This is a genomic window from Corallococcus terminator, assembly GCF_049194865.1.
GTDB lineage: Bacteria > Myxococcota > Myxococcia > Myxococcales > Myxococcaceae > Myxococcus > Myxococcus terminator_A.
In genome coordinates this window covers 20,131-39,084 of sequence record NZ_JBLZWL010000043.1, presented here as the reverse complement: position 1 = coordinate 39,084, position 18,954 = coordinate 20,131, and the positions used below count along the sequence as shown (strand labels likewise).

13 protein-coding genes are annotated in these 18,954 nt (G+C 66.8%); 9 read left to right on the top strand and 4 right to left on the bottom strand.

The genetic code is table 11. The features are described from left to right. Positions 1-2: 2 nt before the first annotated feature. The gene (locus tag ACN469_RS14895; protein WP_498768373.1) at positions 3-1,184 is read left to right on the top strand and encodes an alpha/beta fold hydrolase; all 1,182 of its coding nucleotides are present in this window, start codon (positions 3-5) and stop codon (positions 1,182-1,184) included. 252 nt (positions 1,185-1,436) lie between these two features. Here ACN469_RS14895 and ACN469_RS14890 read toward each other — a convergent pair whose 3' ends face one another. Further along, positions 1,437-2,459 carry an alpha/beta hydrolase family protein gene (locus ACN469_RS14890; RefSeq protein ID WP_498768371.1) on the bottom strand — a complete coding sequence of 341 codons (1,023 nt, stop codon included), beginning with the start codon at positions 2,457-2,459 and terminating at the stop codon, positions 1,437-1,439. 153 nt (positions 2,460-2,612) lie between these two features. On the opposite strand from ACN469_RS14890, the gene ACN469_RS14885 reads away from it, so the two are divergent. Together ACN469_RS14885 and ACN469_RS14880 are read left to right on the top strand one after the other, a co-directional pair. After that, on the top strand, positions 2,613-3,650 hold the full coding sequence (locus ACN469_RS14885) for a synaptic vesicle VAT-1 family membrane protein (protein WP_498768369.1): 1,038 nt from the start codon (positions 2,613-2,615) through the stop codon (positions 3,648-3,650). Between the two features lie 683 nt (positions 3,651-4,333). Further along, positions 4,334-4,480, top strand: coding sequence for a hypothetical protein (locus ACN469_RS14880; protein ID WP_498768367.1), 147 nt, complete (start codon positions 4,334-4,336; stop codon positions 4,478-4,480). 78 nt (positions 4,481-4,558) lie between these two features. On the opposite strand, the gene ACN469_RS14875 is transcribed toward ACN469_RS14880, so the two are convergent. Next, positions 4,559-5,958, bottom strand: a protein-coding gene (locus ACN469_RS14875) for an IS3 family transposase (protein WP_498768365.1) whose coding sequence is annotated in 2 segments (ribosomal slippage) — positions 4,559-5,601 and positions 5,601-5,958 — 1,401 coding nt in all. Because the reading frame shifts where the segments join, the coding sequence is not laid out codon by codon here. 343 nt (positions 5,959-6,301) lie between these two features. On the opposite strand from ACN469_RS14875, the gene ACN469_RS14870 reads away from it, so the two are divergent. Together ACN469_RS14870 and ACN469_RS14865 are read left to right on the top strand one after the other, a co-directional pair. Then, positions 6,302-6,853 carry a hypothetical protein gene (locus ACN469_RS14870; protein ID WP_498768363.1) on the top strand — a complete coding sequence of 184 codons (552 nt, stop codon included), beginning with the start codon at positions 6,302-6,304 and terminating at the stop codon, positions 6,851-6,853. Positions 6,854-6,984: 131 nt separating this feature from the next. Beyond that, on the top strand, positions 6,985-8,352 hold the full coding sequence (locus ACN469_RS14865; protein ID WP_498768361.1) for a hypothetical protein: 1,368 nt from the start codon (positions 6,985-6,987) through the stop codon (positions 8,350-8,352). Positions 8,353-8,380: 28 nt separating this feature from the next. Here ACN469_RS14865 and ACN469_RS14860 read toward each other — a convergent pair whose 3' ends face one another. Both ACN469_RS14860 and ACN469_RS14855 read right to left on the bottom strand, forming a co-directional pair. Further along, positions 8,381-9,805, bottom strand: a complete 1,425-nt coding sequence (locus ACN469_RS14860; RefSeq protein ID WP_498768359.1) for a hypothetical protein — start codon at positions 9,803-9,805, stop codon at positions 8,381-8,383. Positions 9,806-9,815: 10 nt separating this feature from the next. Then, on the bottom strand, positions 9,816-11,471 hold the full coding sequence (locus ACN469_RS14855; protein WP_498768357.1) for a hypothetical protein: 1,656 nt from the start codon (positions 11,469-11,471) through the stop codon (positions 9,816-9,818). 474 nt (positions 11,472-11,945) lie between these two features. On the opposite strand from ACN469_RS14855, the gene ACN469_RS14850 reads away from it, so the two are divergent. From ACN469_RS14850 to ACN469_RS14835, 4 genes are all read left to right on the top strand, one after another. Then, the gene (locus ACN469_RS14850; RefSeq protein WP_498768355.1) at positions 11,946-13,685 is read left to right on the top strand and encodes a hypothetical protein; all 1,740 of its coding nucleotides are present in this window, start codon (positions 11,946-11,948) and stop codon (positions 13,683-13,685) included. 174 nt (positions 13,686-13,859) lie between these two features. Next, positions 13,860-15,443, top strand: a complete 1,584-nt coding sequence (locus ACN469_RS14845; RefSeq protein WP_498768354.1) for an LVIVD repeat-containing protein — start codon at positions 13,860-13,862, stop codon at positions 15,441-15,443. 67 nt (positions 15,444-15,510) lie between these two features. Further along, complete coding sequence (locus ACN469_RS14840; RefSeq protein ID WP_498768352.1) at positions 15,511-17,031, top strand: acyl-CoA synthetase; 1,521 nt, start codon at positions 15,511-15,513, stop codon at positions 17,029-17,031. Positions 17,032-17,267: 236 nt separating this feature from the next. Further along, positions 17,268-18,800, top strand: a complete 1,533-nt coding sequence (locus ACN469_RS14835) for a ricin-type beta-trefoil lectin domain protein (RefSeq protein WP_498768350.1) — start codon at positions 17,268-17,270, stop codon at positions 18,798-18,800. Positions 18,801-18,954: the final 154 nt, after the last annotated feature.

The window sequence follows — 18,954 nt, the reverse complement described above, 5'->3', positions numbered from 1 at the left end:
CCATGAGCTCCTCCCGCGCTTTCACCGCGTTGCTCCTCGCGGCGGGGCTGTCCTCCGCCGGTTGCGTGCGCTCGTATGCTGGCGAGTCCGCGCTGTCCTTCCAGGACCTCGACTACTCCACGGAGGGCACCAAACAGGCCTGGCCCGTGCACCGCGCTGGTCTGCCGGACGTCACCGCCCGCTACAAGCTGGCCACCGAGCTGAACGTCGCCTACGTGGACCTGCCCGCCTCGTCGCCGGACGCGCGGACGGTGGTCTTCGTGCATGGGCTCGGCTCGTATCTGAAGTTCTGGCGGGCCCAACTGGATGTGTTCCACGCGCAGGGCTACCGCGTCATCGCGGTGGACCTGCCGGGCTTCGGCAAGTCCGACAAGCCGGCGACCTTCCCGTACACCATGGAGGCGATGGCCGACGTGGTGCACGAGCTGACGCGGGTGCTGGGCGTGGACAAGCCCATCCTCGCGGGACACTCGATGGGCGGGCAGACGTCGCTGTCGTACGCCATCCGTTATCCGGAGGCGCTCAGCGCGCTGGTGCTGGTGTCTCCGGCCGGGTTCGAGAAGTTCACCTGGAAGGAGAAGGCGTGGTTCGCGCGGGTGATGAGCTCGGAGTTCATCAAGTACGCGCCGGAGGCGAACATCTGGGGCAGCGTGCGCCAGGGCAACTTCATGCACTGGGGGCCGCAGCACGACTGGTTGATTGAGGAGCGCGTGCGGCTGGCGAAGTCGCCGGAGTTCGATTCGTACGCCTACGCCAACGTCCGCACGGTGCGGGGACTGGCGCACAACGACTTCGTGCGCGAGAGCCTCCAGCACGTCACGGTGCCCACGCTCATCGTCTACGGCACGGATGACCGGCTGATTCCCAACCCGTTCCTCCACGGCGGCGAGGCGCGCGACATCATGGAGTACGGCGCGTCCCGCATCCCCGGCGCCGCGCTGGCGCCGCTGGAGGGCTGTGGCCACACGGTGCAGCTCGACTGCCCCGCGCCGTTCAACGAGACGGTGCTCGCGTTCCTGAAGGACCCGGCTGCGGCGAAGCCCTTCGTCGCGAAGGAGGCGCCGAAGGACAAGGCGCCCAAGCCGGGTGAGCCCGCGCCGGTGCCGGGTGCGCCGGGCACGCAGCCGTCTCCGACGCCCGCGCAGAACGACGCGCCGGCTCCCTCGGATGGCCCGAGGCCGTGAGCGTCGTTGCCGCCGCATCCCGGCGGGGTGTGGCGGCACCGGCGCGTCCAGCCCGTGACGCGAGGACGGCCGCATCCACTCCCCCACGGCGTGGATGGGCCGTCGTCCGGTGCCTTCCGTGAAGGAGGCGCCGAAGCTCGCTGTCACGGTGCTGTGGAAGGACGAGGTGCTCTCGCCCTTCGTGAGTCGAACCGGCCCGTGACTCCCGGCGGCGCCTGGACTTCGGCGTGCCGGGAGCCCGTGGCGCGTGGCTTACGGAATGGTGTGGTTGCGCACCATGCTGTACTGCACCGCCGCCGTCAGGTCCTTCGAGTTGTAGTGCCCATAGGGATAGGCCGAGTAGACCTTCTCCCCCGTCTGCCCGGGGATGCGGGAGGTGTACTCGCCGTAGACGACGCCGCCGTAGCCGATGATTTCATCGGCCGTGGAGTAGATGCTGTAGCGGTAGGCGCCCTCGTAGCCGCTCGTGGAGCGGAGGTTGTCCAGGAACGAGGAGCGCCCCATCACCACGCCGAAGTAGAGGTAGCCCGGATACAGGCCGTTGGTGGAGCCGCACGTCGGAGTCGACGGGCCCGTCTGGTAGCAGGACGTGAGGCCCAGGTTCGCGCCGGCGATGCCGACGAAGGTGTCCACCGAGCTGGTGAGCGCCGCGCCGACGTTGTACGCGCCGCCGTTGGCCGAGTCATTCGCCGCGCCGCCGAGGATGGCCTTGCGCGCGAGCGTCACGCCCATTGAATGGGTGATGATGTCCACCTTCGACGCGCCGGTGTACGCCTTCACCGCCTCGATGAACTTGCGCACCTTCATGATGTTCGGCTTCGAGTGGTACTGCACCGCGGTCTGCATGATGTCCGCGGGGCCCCACGTCGTCGCGTACAGCTCGCTCGGCTTGTAGCCGTTGGCGAGGAAGTACTCGAGGGACGCATTCCATCCCGACTGGCCGGCGGTGCCGGTGCCCACGGCCTTGTCGGAGTTGCCGTGGATGAAGATGACGGGCGTGTTCACCACGGTGTCAGTGCTGCTCGCCTTGCCGCCGAAGCTGCCGCCGGTGAGTCCGGCGCGGGGGAAGTCGTAGCTGTCGTAGCCGTTGGCGGTGAGCCACTGGCGGAAGTGCGGCGTGAGGCCGGCGGTGGAGACAGCGGCGGACTCATTCGTGCCGAGCTGCTCGGCGGCGGGGGCTTCGGGCGCGAGGGGCTCCTCGAGCTCAGGTCCGCAGCCCGTGAGGGCGCCGACGAGCAGGGGGGCCATGAGGAACAGCGAATGCCGCAATCGCATGGAGGACTCCTTCTGTTGTGGGGGGATGCGCGCCCGGACCAATGAAAGTCATCGAGCGCGAGACACAGTGTAGAGACATCGCGCGCGCGAGTCGTCCGCCGTGTGGACGTGCATGCACGTTGTCGCGCTGCGTCGCGTGATACTCACGGGGACATGAGCGCACGCAAGGTCGTCATCCCGAAAGCCGGTGGGTATGAGCAGCTCCGACTTGAAAACCTGAATCAGCTTTCACCTGGGCCGGGGGAGGTGGTGGTGGCCACCGAGGCCATCGGGGTGAACTATGCGGACTGCGTCATTCGCATGGGCCTGTACGCCTCCGCGAAGGAGTATGTGGGGTGGCCGATTACCCCCGGCTTCGAGTTCGCGGGCACGGTGCAGTCGGTGGGTGCGGGGGTGGAGGACCTGTCGCCCGGGGCGCGGGTCTTCGGAGTGACGCGGTTCGGCGGGTATGCGACGCACGTCGCGGTGCCTCGGCACCAGGTGTTCGCGCTGCCGTCGAAGTTGACGATGGAACAGGCGGCGGGATTTCCGGCGGTGTTCCTGACGGCGTACTACGCGCTGTTCGAGCTGGCGCATCCGAGGCCGGGGACGAACGTGCTGGTGCACTCGGCGGCGGGCGGGGTGGGCAGCGCGCTGTTGCAGCTGGGGCGCATCGCCGGGTGCCGGATGGTGGGCGTGGTGGGTGGGACGCACAAGGTGGAGGCGGCGCGCGCGCTGGGCGCGGACGTGGTCATCGACAAGAGCCGCGAGGACCTGTGGAAGGCGGCGGAGGCGGCGTCACCCAAGGGCTACGAGGTGGTGCTGGACGCGAACGGGCCGTCGACATTGCGCGACAGCTACCGGCACCTGGCGTCACCGGGGAAGCTGGTCATCTACGGGTTTCATTCGATGCTGCCGCGCACGGGCGGGCGGCCCAACTACGCCAAGCTCGCGTGGGATTGGATGCGCACGCCGCGCTTCGACCCGCTGACGCTGACGAACGACAACATGAGCGTGCTGGCCTTCAACCTGTCGTATCTGTTCGAGCAGCGCTTCGTGCTGGAGGACAGCATGGCGCGGCTGCTGGCGTGGGTGGAGGAGGGGAAGGTGGTGTCGCCGCAGGTGACGAAGTTCCCGTTGGACTCCGTCGCGGAGGCGCACAAGGCGCTGGAGTCCGGGACGACGGTGGGCAAGCTGGTATTGGTGCCGTGAGCGCGGGTGGGGCTCACGGTGTCGTGCGGAAACCGTGAGCCTTCCGTGAGGATTGTTGGAGCGTTGCTCCGCAGAGTGTCGGTATGTCGGCGCACTCGGTCCGCAGTGATATCGCGGGGTGGCGATGCTTCACCCTGGTCCTTGTCTCGTGGATGCTCGGAGCGTGTACTCGAAGGATGGAAACATCTGGGTCCACGGAGCTTCCAGCAGAACGCGAAGAGCATTGTGTCTTGGGGCCGGAAGAACGGTCTCGGTACCCTGTCCTCTTGCCGGCGGGCGCACTGGCCGTCACCTTCAACGCTGAGTTCGAGCCAGACGCCAAAAGTGTCGCGCAAGAGAAGTGGTCGCGCTGTATATGCTCCGAGTTCCTGCAGCAACTGGGAGAGAGACCTCTGTGGCCTGCGGCATCAGGGGCGGAGGTCTATCGTTTCACTTGGGTGCAATCCCTTCCCAAACCCGTGAGCGTCCGGGTCGAGCGCTTCGGAGATATCCATCGACTCCAGGTGAGCTGGGAGCGCAAAGAGGCGGACATCCACGCCTCTGGGCCCACGCTCCAGCGCACCCGCTTTCTACTGCCCAGCGAGTGGTCCGAGGTTGTGCGTAGGTTGGAGCACTTTGGCTTCTGGAAGTACAAAACGCGAGAGAGGCGTGGGGAGTCGATCCAACTGGATGCTTCGATCTGGTTGCTCGAAGGTGTCCGGCAGGGGCGCTATCGGGCCTATCTGGTGTGGTCGCCCAATGACGAAGGGGAGGGCAGGGCTTTTCGTGACGTGTGTCTCTATCTGTTGGACCTCTCCGGGCTGTCTATTCCTCCCGACGAAATCGGCTGACCACGTGTTCTGGCTCCGGACGTCTCCGGAACCTGTCAACGCGGATGAGACAGAGAATTGGTGAGAATACTGCGTGGTCTACTGAGAGGCGGAGAGCCGCGCGGGGTCGTTTATCCAGACGGCGTTCGGAAGCGACTGAGGCTTGGGAGGGCCGCGGGGGAAGCGCTCGGGGTGAGAGGCGTAGGCGGCAGCGAGCACTGCGGCTCGGGTGGCGATGCGCTGGGCAGCCAGGCCGTGGTGCACGTCGTAGGGCGTGAGCAGGCCGAGGCCCGCGTGGTGATGCTCCTGGTTGTACCAGCCGAAGAAGTCACCGCAGAAGCCGCGAGCGTCGTGGAGGCAGCCGAAGCACTGGGGGAAGTCAGGCCGGTACTTCATCGTCTTGAAGTGCGCCTCACTGAAGGGGTTGTCGTTGGAGACATGAGGCCTGGAGTGCGTCTTGGTGACGCCCAGGTCGGCCATCAGCAGGGCCACCGGCTTGGAGGTCATCGAGGAGCCTCGGTCGGCGTGAATCGTCAACTGGCCGGGCACTATCCCCTGGCGTTCGCAGGTCTGCGCCAGCAGCTTCTGGGCCAGGGTGGCCGACTCGCGATGCGCCACCATCCAGCCAACGACGTAGCGACTGAAGACGTCCAGGACGACGTAGAGGTAGAAGTACGTCCACTTCGTCGGGCCGTGCAGCTTGGTGATATCCCAGCTCCAGAGTTCATTGGGTTTCGTCGCGTGCAGTTGGGGCACCGGGTGGTTGGGGTGGCGCAACTGGTTGCGTCGCTCGCGCACCTCGTGGTTGCTGGCGAGCATCCGGTACATGGTGCGCTCCGAGCACAGGTAGCGGCCCTCGTCGAGCAGCTGCGCGTAGACTTCCGCGGGCGCGGCATCCGCGAATCTCGGCTCATGCAGCACCGCGAGCACCTCGGCCCGCTGCTCGGGCGGCAGGGCTCGCGGTGGGCTGGCCCTGGGCACCGACTCCTGCTTCGGCTGGGCCCCTCGGTAGAAGGTGGCGCGAGCCAGGCCCAGTGCCTGGCACACGGGCGCCACGCCCCACTGGCCAACCGCCTCCCTCGCCACTTGCATCAGGGCTCCTCGTCGGGCTTGGGCAGTTCCACTCCGAGGATTTCCGATACTTTTTTTTGGAGGTCCAGCAGGGCCTCGGCTCGCTTGAGGCGCACCTGGGCCCGGGCCAACTCCTTCTCCAGCTCCGCGACGCGCCGGGCACTCGCGTCGGGGACCTTCGCCGGCGGGCCGCGCTTCTTCGGATTCTGCGCCGACAGCTCCCCTTCATTGCGCTGGCGCCGCCACACGCTCAGCAGCGACGAGTACAGCCCTTCCCGGCGAAGCAGTGCTCCCACTTCACCGGGCTTCGAGCAGCGGTCTGCCTCCGCGAGCACCCGCAACTTGTACTCTGCCGTGAAGCCTCGGCGCCGCGCCTTCTCCTCCACCTCGGTCTCCCTGACCCGCGCTTCTTCCACCACCGGTTTCATCGTCCCTGCCTGGGTCGCCCTGCACACTAAACTGCTCGGTACGGACTGTCTCACTCACGTTGGCAGAGAGGGCTCTAGCGTGACCAAACCGTGAGCCTTCCGTGAGGAAGCCGAGCCGGAGCGCCGCGCATGCTCGCCTCCCATGCCTGTATCCCCGCCTCGTCAGCTCACTTCCTCTTGGAGAACGCACTTCGCCCTTCTGGTCGCCGTAGGCGTTCTTGGGGCGTGTGCGAGAAGACTGGAGGCGCCCGTACCACCCTCCAACAGGCTGGGGCCTCCGGACTGCTCGGCTGTCACGGAGGCACAGGTGTGGAAGTGGCCTCAGCTCCTTCCGCGAAGTGCCATGGCTGTCACCTTTGGTCCTGAGTTCGAAGCCTATCCCCGAGACGCGGCCTGGGTCGAAACGACAAGCTGCTTCATCTCCTGGCTTCTTTTCCGGCTAGGGGAGCGCAGTCTCTGGCCGCTGGCTCCTGATACGGAGGTCTACCGGTTCACATGGCTTCGCTCGTTCCTCGATGACGTGAGCATTCGGGTGGAGCGGCGCGGCGCGGTGTACCAGATCCGCGCGAGCTGGGAGGAAGACGGCATCGGTCCCGGTGCACCCCGGTCGGCGGGAAGTCGTAGTCGGTTGCTTTCGCCCAGTGAATGGGCGGAGCTTCAACGCAGATTGGCCCGTTTCGGCTTCTGGGAGCGACGTGCGTGGACGGAGGGGCCGTGGGGGGACTGGCTCGACGGCTCCGAGTGGGTGCTCGAAGGAGGGCGAGGGGGGCGCTATCGCTCGTATCTGGTCTTCTCGCCCAACGAGACCACGGAGGCGGCCAGAGCCTATCGTGACGTGTGTCTGTATCTGGTGACTCTCTCCGACCTTTCGATTCCTCCCGACGAAGTCTACTGACGGGATGTGCCGATATCGGACGGCGCTATTGTGCGCGAACCGTGGGCAAGCTGGTGCTGGTGCCGTGAGCGCGGAAATCGTCTAGAATCGACAGCGCGAGTGGCCGGCCTCAGCGTTTCGTAGGTGTCTCCATGTCACGTCGAATATCGCTGCTCTCGCTGTTGGCCGTGGCGTTGTTGATGGCCTGCACGGACCCCGTGGTCCAGAACGGCCCCGACGAGCCGCCTGCTCCCGAGGTGCCCGTCGACCCGTCGCGGACCCGCATCCTCGCGACCTTCGATGATGGGCAGCCCGCGGCGGATGTCGCCGTGCTTCTGAACGGCGCGAAAGCGGGACAGACCCACGCTGACGGTCTGCTGGACCTGGAGGTCCCCACGGGGCCGTTTGAGCTCGAGCTGCGCTTCACCACGGAGGACGGCTCGTTCTCCCGCGTCGCGCAGAGCCTGGAGAAGGGCGCTGAAGCCCAGGAAGTGGCGGTCAGCCTTCCTCGCCCGGTCCGAATCCTCGCGCCGCTCGAGGTGACGACCTCGCTGGTGCACCTCAAATGGGAGCGGAGCGGAGACCGGAACTTCCGCGAGTACAAGGTCTACGCCCGACAGCACTTCTCCGCGGTCGACGAGACGAACAGCGAGCTCGTCCACGTGGGGACCGAGGCCTCGACGACGGACTTCCGACTGACGGGCTTGATGATGGGGGGCAGCGCCTTCGTCTCGGCCGATGTCGACCTCTACTTTCGTGTCTTCGTCCTCAAGGACGACGGGTCGCTCGCCGGGAGCAACACCCTCCATGTGAGGACGCCCCGCTGGGCCAACGAGCACAACTTCACCCGGCACTACACGCTGGCGACCGAGTTCAACTTCGCGGGCGCCAAGCCGATTCATGGCGTGGCCTATGACGGCGGCGCGTTGTGGTTCCTGTACCGGGAAGAGGCGGGCGGCTTCTACGACAATGACAAGCTCACGCTGGTCCAGCGGGACCCCGAAACACTGGCGGTACTCAAGGAGCTCCAGTTCGAGGACTTCCGGCGGCCCTCGGGGTTGACCTGGGATGGCACCTCGCTCTGGGTGTACTTCGAAGGCGGTGCGAGTGGCTCGCTCGCGCGCTTCAACCCCACCACCGGGGCGCGTGAGCAGGAGTTCGTCGCGAGTCAGACGACGGCCTCCCTGGGCTGGACGGGCAGTCACCTCCTGCTGACACACCCCGCGAGGGGTGAGGGAATCGACCGTGTCAGCCCGCTGGCGGGTGGCAGCGCGGGCAGCCTCCCCAACCCCTTCACGCAGAGGACCTCGACCCGCCCCACGGGGGTGGCCTGGCGGCCCGGCGAGATATGGCTGTCAGACATGTATGCGTCCGGCCTCGCCATCATCGATGACGCCGGTACGCATATCGGGGCGGTCAACAGCGTTGTCCCCAACTTCCACCACCTGGCCTTCATGGAAGGGAAGCTGGTGGGGGTCACCCTGAACTCCCAGGTCTACATAATGAACATCCAGCCGTGAGCGCGGCGGGAGGAGTCCGCGCTCCACTTCAGCGGAGCGCCTTCTCCAGCTCCTCGCGGCTGAAGTCCCTGGAGAGGTTGTTGGGGTCCCAGAGCGCGGCCAGCTCCAGGATGGCCGGTAGAATCGCCTGGATGCGCTCCTTGAGCCTGGAGCGCACGTGCGCCTTGAACCGCTCGTTCCCCAGGCGCGCCAGCTCGCGCACCTCTTCCGGGACGCGGTTGACCAGGTCGTCGATGGGGCGCAGGCCCTTGTCGAGCGCGCTGTCGACCTCGCTCTGGATGTGGGCCGGCAGGGCCTTGAGCTTGCCGGCGGCGTCCTTGCGAGTGACCTCCTCCAGGTGCTGGCGGAAGAGGTAGGACTCGGCGAGCTGCTCGATGGTCTCGTTGCCCAGCGACTGGATGAAGATGCCCTTGAACTTGTCGCGGAACTTGCCGTCGAGCTCCTCGGTGAGCTTCCAGTCGGTGTCGATGGCCGCGCAGACCTTGTCCTTGAAGCTGGCGGCCTCGCTCTTCTGGGCCGAGCCAGGCACGCGTGAGGCCCAGTCGGAGAGGTAGCCCTTGGCCTGGTCGAGGATGACCCTCGCTTTCCCCAAGTCATTCTTGGAGTAGTACGTGTCGACCTCCGCCCGGGTCGAATTGAAGAGCAAGAGGACGCTGCCCTTCTCCGCCTGCACCAGGCTTTGGTAGGTCGCCACCAGGTTGCGGTAGTGACCCTTCTGCACCTGGTAGACGTCGGCGCCACCCTGGATGGCGTCCAGCAGGTCGCGGCTGATTTCGTCGGGGATTTCGACATCGAACACCGCGGCGACGTACTTGGCGATGTCCACGCCCTTGCCACCCAGCAGCTTGTCATCGAGCTTGAGGGCCACGCCGAGCGACTTCGAGGTGGCGCGCGAGACGCCCTCGGTGGCGCGCTTGATTGCACCCGGGGCGAGCTCGTCGACGATGGACTGCGCCATCCGAGAGACTTGCTGCACCACCTGGCGCTGGTCGTTCTCGAAGACGACGTCCTTGGACAGCAGGAAGGTCCACTTGTCCCACAGCTCGCCGAGCATCTTGTTGAGCAGGTCCTGATGGACCAGCAGGTCGTCGTGGAGCTGGGGCGTCTGCACCTTGGCCAGGGAGTCGAAGAAGGCCATCTCGTGCTCCAGCGCCTGGTACCAGAAGAGCTGGAGGGCGGGAGACAGCATGTGGTCCTTGGCGGCATCGCCAAAGGCGCGGCTGATGTCGGCCGTGGCCGTGGCGCAGCGATCCTGCCACTTGCGCTGCGTCCCCAGATTGCCGGCGCTGGTGCGCTCGCTGGCGTCAAGCATGGCCGAGAGGGCGTAATCGGCTGCGTTTCCAACCTTCACGATGGCGTCGCTCAGGGCGCGCTTCACCGTGTCGGGGGCGCCTTCCGAGGCGCGGTTCAACCGTTCATTGAGTTCAGTGACGCGGCTTGCGTACCAGCCCATGGGATGCTCCTTACAGGCTCTGCTCGCTGGTGATGCGCCAGGGGCCACCGTTGCGGCGTTGGACCGTCCAGCGCCGCCGCACCTCGACCGAGTTGAAGGTGCGAGTCTGGCCCTCGAAGAGGCCGACGTGGTCCACCTCCAACTCGACCTGCTCGATGCGCGGCAGGCCCGGGGCCTCGTCGCCCTGGATGACGACCCGTGCATCGCCCATCCATCGCACTCGCGCGTCGAGCACCTTGTCGAGCAGCAGGCGCCGAGAGCGCACCCACTCGCTGTCGCGGCCGTTCCAGGTCCAGACCGGGTAGTAGATGGGCCGGTGCTCATCGGGCACGGCGCGCCAGTTGGCGAAGAGGCTGTTCCAGGTCTCCTGGTCGCCGCGCTTCACGGCCGAAATCATCGCGGTGAGGAGCTCGCGCGGGCTCGCGTCGTCGGCCGGAGCGCCGGCGGTCTCCTGGCTGAGCGTCTCCTCCCCGGCGAAGCGCGGTCCGCCCTCGCTCGGGTCGCTGGCATCGACGCAGACCACGCCGCCGACCAGGGCGGCGACGGGCTCCACCTCCAGACCGGCGGCGGTGCGGCCCGAGCCCGCGAGCAGGCGTGGATCTGGAAGGATTCGGCCGAGCACGGCGATGTCGAGCCTCACCGACGGCGCGACGCGCCTCTGGTAGCGGTTCATCGCGGTGAAGACCTTCTGCATGGCCGGGGTGTCGACGGGGCAGAAGACCCAGGCGCCCGACTGGTTCCAGGCCAGGTAGCCCTTGCCCATGTCGACCAACCACTCGCGCTGCGTCACCGTCGGCAGGGAGACCAGCTTGCCCGTCAATGCCGTGCGGTCGCCACGGAAGGGGTCGACGACAGGGAAGGCGCCGGTCTCTCCAGCGCGCGCCGCCAGCAGGGCCTTCCACGCCGCCGCGGCCTGGAGGCCGATGGCCTTCACCTGCTCCTCGCCCCGGGTGCGGAACTCGAGGGCATCCGCCGGGAGCGTGACGAGGTCTCCCTCAAGACAGGCGCGCACCGTCTCCCAGTCCTCGCGCATCGCCGTCGCGAAGGGGCCGGGATGATGCTCGACGAGGTAGTCGACCCGGGCCTTGTGTCCGAGGTGGTTCTTGAACTCCACGCGCGTGCCGCGCGAGCTGCGCCAGGCGCCGAAGGTGCTGTCGAGCAGGCGCTCCCATTCAAAGACGCGCTTCTCGAGCCATGACATCCAGGACTCGTCGAAGCCGTCGCGACCCATGCGCTCGGGTCCGCCCGGGCCGATGATGTGCCGCGTCGTGTCGGCGATGCTCCACGTGCGCTCGTGGAGCAGGGCGCCGCTGAACTCGTGCTCCTCCCAGCCCTCGCCGGGCTCACGCCTGCGAGCGATTCGCACCCGGACCTTGTCACCCTCCTTGCGCCCCTGTTGGGTCCAGGTCTGGTTCTCGGCGTACTGGCCGAGCATGAGGGGCAAGGTGCGCTGGGTGGTGGCCAGGTCGGGTGGCTTGACGACGGGCTGGCCGTCGACGGCGATGACCCGGTCGCCCGCGCGCAGGCCCGAGCCTCGGAAGCCGCTGTCCCAGGAGATCCACGCCACATGGAGGTGGGGCGTCAGGGCGTCGAAGCGCGCGTCGAGCTTGAGGCCGCTGCGCAGGCCATCGTGGAGGTATTCCTTCTCGGCGCCGCGTGGGTTCATGAAGGCGTCCCTGCCCTGAATCCCCGCCCCCTGCGGAGATGATGCGTCGTTCTCTACCTCGCGGGCCTGTCTCCTGGCGAGTCCCCGCCGGACGAGGCCCCTCAGTTCGGAGGGAAGTCGTCTGGACGTCAGATGCAACCATCTGACCTTCATGGACGGGAAGCTGGTGGGCGTCACCGAGAAATGGGTCTACATCATGAACATCTCACCGTGACGGGTGGGATTGCCTGAGGTTGACGCTGTTCATTCTCCCGGGCGCGTGCGACCGGGACGCAGCCGCGTTCCACCCGCACGCACGCCGCATCCCCGACCCGGGGGGCGTCCGACAGGACTCATGTGGTACGTGTCTTGCTGTCTCGCCGCCCGGCGAGTGTCTCCGCGGGCGGTCTCCCGCCATGCCTGGATTCCGAGACAAACAGCCCGGCTCGAAATGCGCCCCTCAAACATGACCCTCTCTTCATTAGGACAGCTCTGATGCCTGGCGTTACGAAACTCGGCCGCGATGCGACCTTTGCTCAGGTCCTGCGGTCTCTCAAGCTCATGGCAAACCATATCAATCCCAGCGCCAACCCCGAGGTCGAACAGAAGAACGACAAGGAGCATCGCGAGGCGCTCTTCGGGCACGTCCAGCAGGGGAGCAAATACACCATCGTCGAGCAACACGAGACCGCCAAGACACGAAAAGGCGGACCCCTGCTTCAAGTCGCATTCGAGTCCCGGTATCGGCTGGAATCAGGGAAGCCTTTCTACCACACCTTCGACGAGGCCAAACGAGGGATCGAGAAGTTCCACAAGTCACTCTCCGGGATACATGGCGATCTGAATGAGAATCGCAAATTCAAGGACGAGTCCAACGGCATGACAGTGGGCGTCGAACTCGAGGTCAAGGCCAAGGCCCCGCCAAAAAAGGACACCTTTCGGCTCACTCCAGTCTTCCCGGGCGAGCAATCAGGTCTGGGGGGGAGAATCGGCCCAGGCTCAGATGATGCCTGGAATGCGCTCCTCGATGCGCGCCCCGTGCTCTGCAAGAACGCGAACATCTCCCTGACCTGCGAGGTCAGCTCAGTGGAGCGGAGCTGCCACTTCGAGTTCATCACACAAGAGCTCGCGACACAGAACACAGAGCGCTTCCAGAAGAGCACGAACGACATGCTCTTCGTCGCACAACATCTGTGGCACTACATCAACTGCATCCCCTCCGCAGAACGGCGCACCATCGAGGACTTCGTCCTCTACTACAACGGCCTCCTCAAAACGGAGGCAGTCTCTTCGGACACGCATCCACCGCTCGAGATTGTCGAGCACTGCATGTCCAAGAAAGGAAAGATTGCCCCCGCCAACCCCGTCCAATCCGACGATACCGCGGAGAAGCTCCGCTTCCTCCTCCCCGCCCCAGCCGAGGACATCCCGCAGCTCGACCCACAAGTCACGTTCACCCTGCCGCTGGAGCGGGTCCAGGCATTCTACCGCTCATCCGAAACCTTGTTCTCGCTCGACAAGGAGCTGCAGGACATGCGCGCGAGTCACACGGCCCGCCAGCTTGTGCCGGTCGCACCCGGAGTCAGGGCGCCGAAGCCAATACTTTTTCATGAGGTCTGGAACGTCCGGAAGCTCGAATTGACAGCCGTGACCGTTGGCAATCAGCTTGTCGACGGCTGCTTCCTCGGGAAGTGGCTCGGCCATCACACAGACCCGTCGATGGAGAAAGAGTTCAAGAGGCTCAGGGAGAGCTTTGACGCCCCGCTGCCCGGAACTGATGAACGCGTCCTCCAAAAGCTGCGCGGTCTCTTCACCCTCATCGCCCTGTTCGGATTGACCGAGCGATTCTTCAAGGTAACGCAACTCGAGGGCGTGGCGCACAGCGACCTCGGCAAGAACCACTATGGCTTTCTCCCCAAGAGCAGCCTCTACCAGTTGATCCGGAAGGGGCTGAACGAGGCAGACCGGGACCTCCTCAGGTTGGTCGTGGCAAAGAAGTTTGGCCTGCTCGAGATCGCCCTGCAGACATTGGTCAACAATATCGAGACTCCCACCGCGGACGTCTCCATCCCCCCCAAGGAGCAGGGGTCCAAAAAACACTACAGGCCGGTCTTGCGACTGACGGAGCCCATGCAAGGCGTGGTCCATCTGTCGGAAACGCATTCGCTCTATCCATTCCTCCAGGGCAAATCTCAAGGCCCGCCCTGCGGTTGCAGCAAGTTCGCCAAGCCCTAAGGGCTGTCCCTGAGCTGGGGGAGACAACGTCCCAGGTGGTAAATGTCTTGGATTGAACGCCGCCCGATTCGTCGCGATATGGAATGGGCCCCATTTCGTTCGCGACTATCCGGGTCGGCTTTCTTCCCTTGCTCGTGCCTCCAGGTCACGCCGGCCCCATTCCCGGAGGCCCTCATGGTGAAGTGGACGTATGGTGTTGTCGCGACGTTGATGTGCGTGGGTTCGCTGGGGGCGTGCAGCAGCCGGGACAATGAGGTCGTGGAGGTCCCCGTGGACCTGTCACCGGGTGCGCCCATCCAGGACGAGGCCGACTGGGTCCCGGAGCCGGTGGCCGCTTGTTCGCTCCGCCCCACGGTCCGCACCGCCGAGGACTGTGTGTCCTTGGATGCCTTCGACCTGTCCGGCTGCGACATCCAGAGCCTGCACGGATTGGATACGTCCGGGGTCTTCAACACGCGCGTCCTCACGGCGGCGACCGCTACGCTCCCCGCGTCATCGACCATGGGGAGCAGTTACTTCGAAATCGACCCGGCCCCTGGCCCCGCCAGTGAGGGACACCCCATGTACTGGTCGTCGTCGTTTCCCTACCCGGACGGGAGGCTCAGTGTGTTCGCCGAGGTGGGGTGCGTGGCGCGGGGCCCGGATCGGGTGACGGGATGCATGCTGAGGTGCTTTGGGGACGATGTCCCGAGGGTGAGCACGTTCGAGGGTGTCCGGGTCCGTCGTCGTCAGGGCGAGACGGAGTCTTCCGGAGGACTGACGTTGCTGGGCGAAGCGGCCATCGGTGAGGGCATGGGGATGCCCGTGGATATCTACGTCGCCAAGGGCCATGCCTATGTCGTGTCCATCGATAGCAACAACGGCCCCGGTGGCCTCTCCGTCTTCGACCTGAAGGACCGCGCGGCGCCCCGGTTGGTGAAGTCCGTCCAGCTCGAAGGCGACGGCTACTGGAACGGCGTGTGGGCGAAGGACAACGCGCTCTATGTCGCCAGCTCGGACCGGGGCGTGATTGTGTTCGACATCACCGACGCCGCGAACCCCACGTTCGTCCGGGATTTGTCCGGCGGCAGCCGCCTCAACATCCACACCGTCTTCGTGGCAGGCAACCGGCTGCATGCCATGGCGACCCGGGGCTCGGTGGGGACGGCCATCTATGACGTGACGAACGCGAGGGAGCCGGTGCGCCTGGGCGGGCACGTCAATGACAGCCTCGGCCCGAGCGCCGTCTCCTATCCGCATGACGCCACCTCCCTGAACCACCTGCTCTTCGTCAGTCATTGGAACGCGGGGCTGCTCATCCTCGACGCGACGGACCCGTCGAACGTGAAGAGACTGGGTGCGTACACGCCGCCGCACGCGACCAGCCACACCTCGCGCGTGGCGTACATCAACAACAACCTCATCGCCTTCGAGGCCGGGGAGGGCTGGGGCTCCCACCTTCGCGTGCTCAACCTGAACGACCCGGCGAACCCCACGCTCATCGGCGAGTACAAGCTGTCGCCGGAGGTCTCCATCCACAACATGGAGCTCGTCGGTGGCCGGCTCTACCTGACCCACTACCAGCACGGCGTTCGCGTCCTGGACGTGTCCAGGCCCGCGCGTCCCCGGGAGCTGGCCTACTTCAACACCTGGCGGGAGACGGACCCGCACTACAGCGGGTCCCCCTATATCGGCGCCATCGGCATCCGCGTCCCGGGGGACGGCTACGTCTACGTCGTCGACACGGAGCGCGGCCTGCTCATCTTCCCGGTGCTGTGAGCCGGGGTGCACGCCCAGGTGACGAGCGCCGGGCACAGCGGCCGGCGCTCGGGTAGCGTGCGGGGCCATGCCCATCGTCCATGACTGGCTGGCCCGCCGCGCCGCACTGGACCCCGACCACCTCGCCCTCATCGACTCCACCCGGGGCGGGCGCCGCATCACCTATCGCGAGTGGGACAGCGCCGCCGCGCGCGCCGCCGCGTACCTGCACCATGTGCTCGGCGTCCAGCGCGGGGACCGCGTCGCCGTGCTCGCGCACAACCGCGTGGAGACGCTGGACCTCCTCTTCGCCTGCGCGAAGCTGGGCGCCATCCTCCAGCCGCTCAACTGGCGCCTCAGCGCCGCGGAGCTGGTGGGCATCCTCGCGGACGCGGAGCCCGTCGTCCTCGTGTACGGCCCGGAGCTGCGCGCCCAGGTGGACACCGTGCGCGCCCGCGCGCCCTTCGTGCGCCACTGGCTGGGCCTCGCGGAGCCCGGCCCCGGTGAGCGCTCCTTCATCACGGAACGGGATGCTGCCCCCGCCACCGCGCTCCCCGCGCTGGAGCTGGAGGCCGAAGCTCCGTGGGTGCTCTGCTACACGGGCGGCAGCACCGGCGTGCCCAAGGCAGCCATCCTCACCCATGGCTCCATGACGGCCAACGCCGTCAACACGGTGGTGAGCTGGGGCCTGACGTCCGACGACGTGGCCGCGCTCAACGCGCCGCTGTTCCACACCGGTGGCCTCAACGTCTTCACGCTGCCGCTGGTGTACGTGGGCGGCGCCTCCGTGGTGTGCAAGGGCTTCGACGTGGAGCAGGTGTTCGACCTCATCCACCAGCGCGAGGTGAGCCTCGTCTTCGGCGTGCCCACCATGTTCATCGAGATGCAGCGCCACGCGCGCTTCGAATCGGTGGACTTCTCCCGGCTCAAGCTGCTCGTCAGCGGGGGCGCGCCGTGTCCGCTGTCCGTGTTCGAGCGCTTCTTCGCTCGGGGCGTGGCCTTCAAGACGGGCTACGGCCTCACCGAGGCGGGCCCCAACACCTTCTGGCTCCCGCCGTCGGACGTGCGCCGCAAGCCGGGCTTCGTCGGAGTGCCGCTCTTCCATGTCGAGGCGCGCATCGAGGACGAGCGACAGCCGGGGGACGTGGGTGAGCTGCTCTTGCGCGGTCCCCACGTGTGCGCCGGCTACTGGCGCCGCCCCGAGGAGACCGCGCGCACCTTCGTCGACGGCTGGCTGCGCACCGGAGACCTGGCCCTGCGCGACGCGGACGGCTGCTTCCGAATCGTGGGTCGCAGCAAGGACCTCATCATCTCCGGCGGAGAGAACATCTACCCCTCCGAGGTGGAGAGCGTCCTCGCCGGCCACCCCGACGTCGCGGAGGTCGCCGTCATCGGCGTGCCCGACGCGAAGTGGGGCGAGACGCCACGCGCGCTCGTGGTCCTCCGCGCGGGAACCTCACCTGGCGCCGAGTCCCTGCTGGCCTTCTGCGAGGGCCGTCTGGCCCGCTACAAGACGCCTCGCTCCGTGCGCTTCGTGGACGCCCTGCCGCGCACCTCCGCTGGCAAGGTGGACCGCCGAGCCCTGGCCGAGACGCACGGTTCCGCCTGAACACAGCTCGCACGGGCGTCGTCTTCATCCATTGACTGGAGAAACATCCACAGAGCGGAGATGACGCCGTGCGTCCACTGTGTCGCCGACTTTATTGTTCGTCCGACAAAAGTGTCGTGATTTTCTAGAAATACTTGAATTGTTTGACTTGGCTCCTGAATCCCGCTTCTCGTGGGCATGCGGACCGGCCCGTTCGCCGGTGCGCTTTCCCCGTGTCGAGTCGAAAGGAAGCCCCCATGAACCGAAGACTCCAGGCGCTCTCCACCGCGACGGCGCTGTTCGCCGGTGCCGCGGTCCTCCCCATGTCCGCGCTGGCGGCTCCCGCCGATGAAGCCTCGCTCGCGCAGGACGTATCGCCCGAGGTGCTCCACGCGATGCAGCGGGACCTGGGCCTGACGGCCACGCAGGCGCGTCAGCGGCTCGTCACGGAGGCGCTCGCGGTGCGCACGGAGGCCACGCTGCGCGGAGAGCTGGGCGGGACGTTCGGTGGCGCGTGGCTGAGCGAGGAGGGTGACCGGCTCATCGTCGGCGTCACCACGGCCGAGGGCGCCGAGGCCGCGCGTCGGGCGGGCGCCGAGCCGCGCTGGGTGGCGCGCACGGAGCGCGAGCTGGACGCGCTGAAGGCGGCGCTGGACAAGGGCGCGGACGTGGCCAGCAAGGACATCCATGGCTGGTACGTGGACGTCATCACCAACAGCGTGGTGGTGCTCGCCAAGGACGCGGCGGTGATGAACGCCGAGCGCTTCATCGCGGAGAGCGGCGCGGCGGACCGCGCGGTGCGCGTGGAGGTCTCCTCCGAGCAGCCGCGTCCCATGTATGACCTGCGCGGTGGCGACGCCTATTACATCAACGGCAACGTGCGCTGCTCCATCGGCTTCTCCGTGGCGGGAGGCTTCGTCACCGCGGGCCACTGCGGCGGGGTGAACTCCAGCACCGTGGGCTTCAACGGCGCGGCGCAGGGCACCGTGCGTGGTTCGTCCTTCCCGGGCGATGACCACGGCTGGGTCCAGGTGAACGGCTCGTGGGCCTCGCAGCCGTGGGTCTACAACTACGCGGGCGGCAACGTCATCGTGTCGGGCTCCGCCGAGGCGGGCATCAACGCGTCCGTCTGTCGCTCCGGCTCCACCACCGGTTGGCGCTGTGGCGTCATCGAGGCGAAGAACGTCACCGTCAACTACAACGTCGGCCCCGTGTATGGCCTCACGCGGAGCAACGCTTGCGCGGAGGGTGGCGACTCGGGCGGCTCGTGGATTTCGGGCAACCAGGCGCAGGGCGTGACGTCCGGCGGCGTGGGCAACTGCTCCACCGGCGGCACCATGTACTACCAGCCGGTGAACGAGATTCTCTCCGTCTACGGCCTGTCGCTCACCACCAACGGCGGTGGCGGCGGCGGTCGCGCCATCGTCGGCCTCAATGGCCGGTGCATCGACGTGGACCACTCCAACACCGCCAACGGCACGCCCATCCAGCTCTGGGACTGCAACGGCAGCGCGGCGCAGAGCTGGACGTTCCACGGCGACGGCACGCTGCGCGCGTTCGGCAAGTGCATGGACGTCACCTGGGGCTCCACGGAGAACGGCGCCCTCATCCAGCTCCACGACTGCAACGGCAACGCGGCCCAGCGGTTCGTGCTCAGCGGCGCGGGGGACCTGGTCAACCCGCAGGCCAACAAGTGCATCGACGTGAAGGACTGGAACCCCAACAACGGCGCGCGGCTGCAAATCTGGGAGTGCGGCGGCACCGCGAACCAGAAGTGGACCCTGCGCTGAAGGGCGCCAGGGGCTCCGCCCGGCTGTCCGGTGGCCGGGCGGGCCCCTGTTCCACCCTGTAACAATCCGTCATCCAGGGGACGCATCCTGGACACATCCCGGTGCCATCCTCTGGGGGTGGCCCGGGAGCGTGAAGCTCTTGATGGACCCGGCC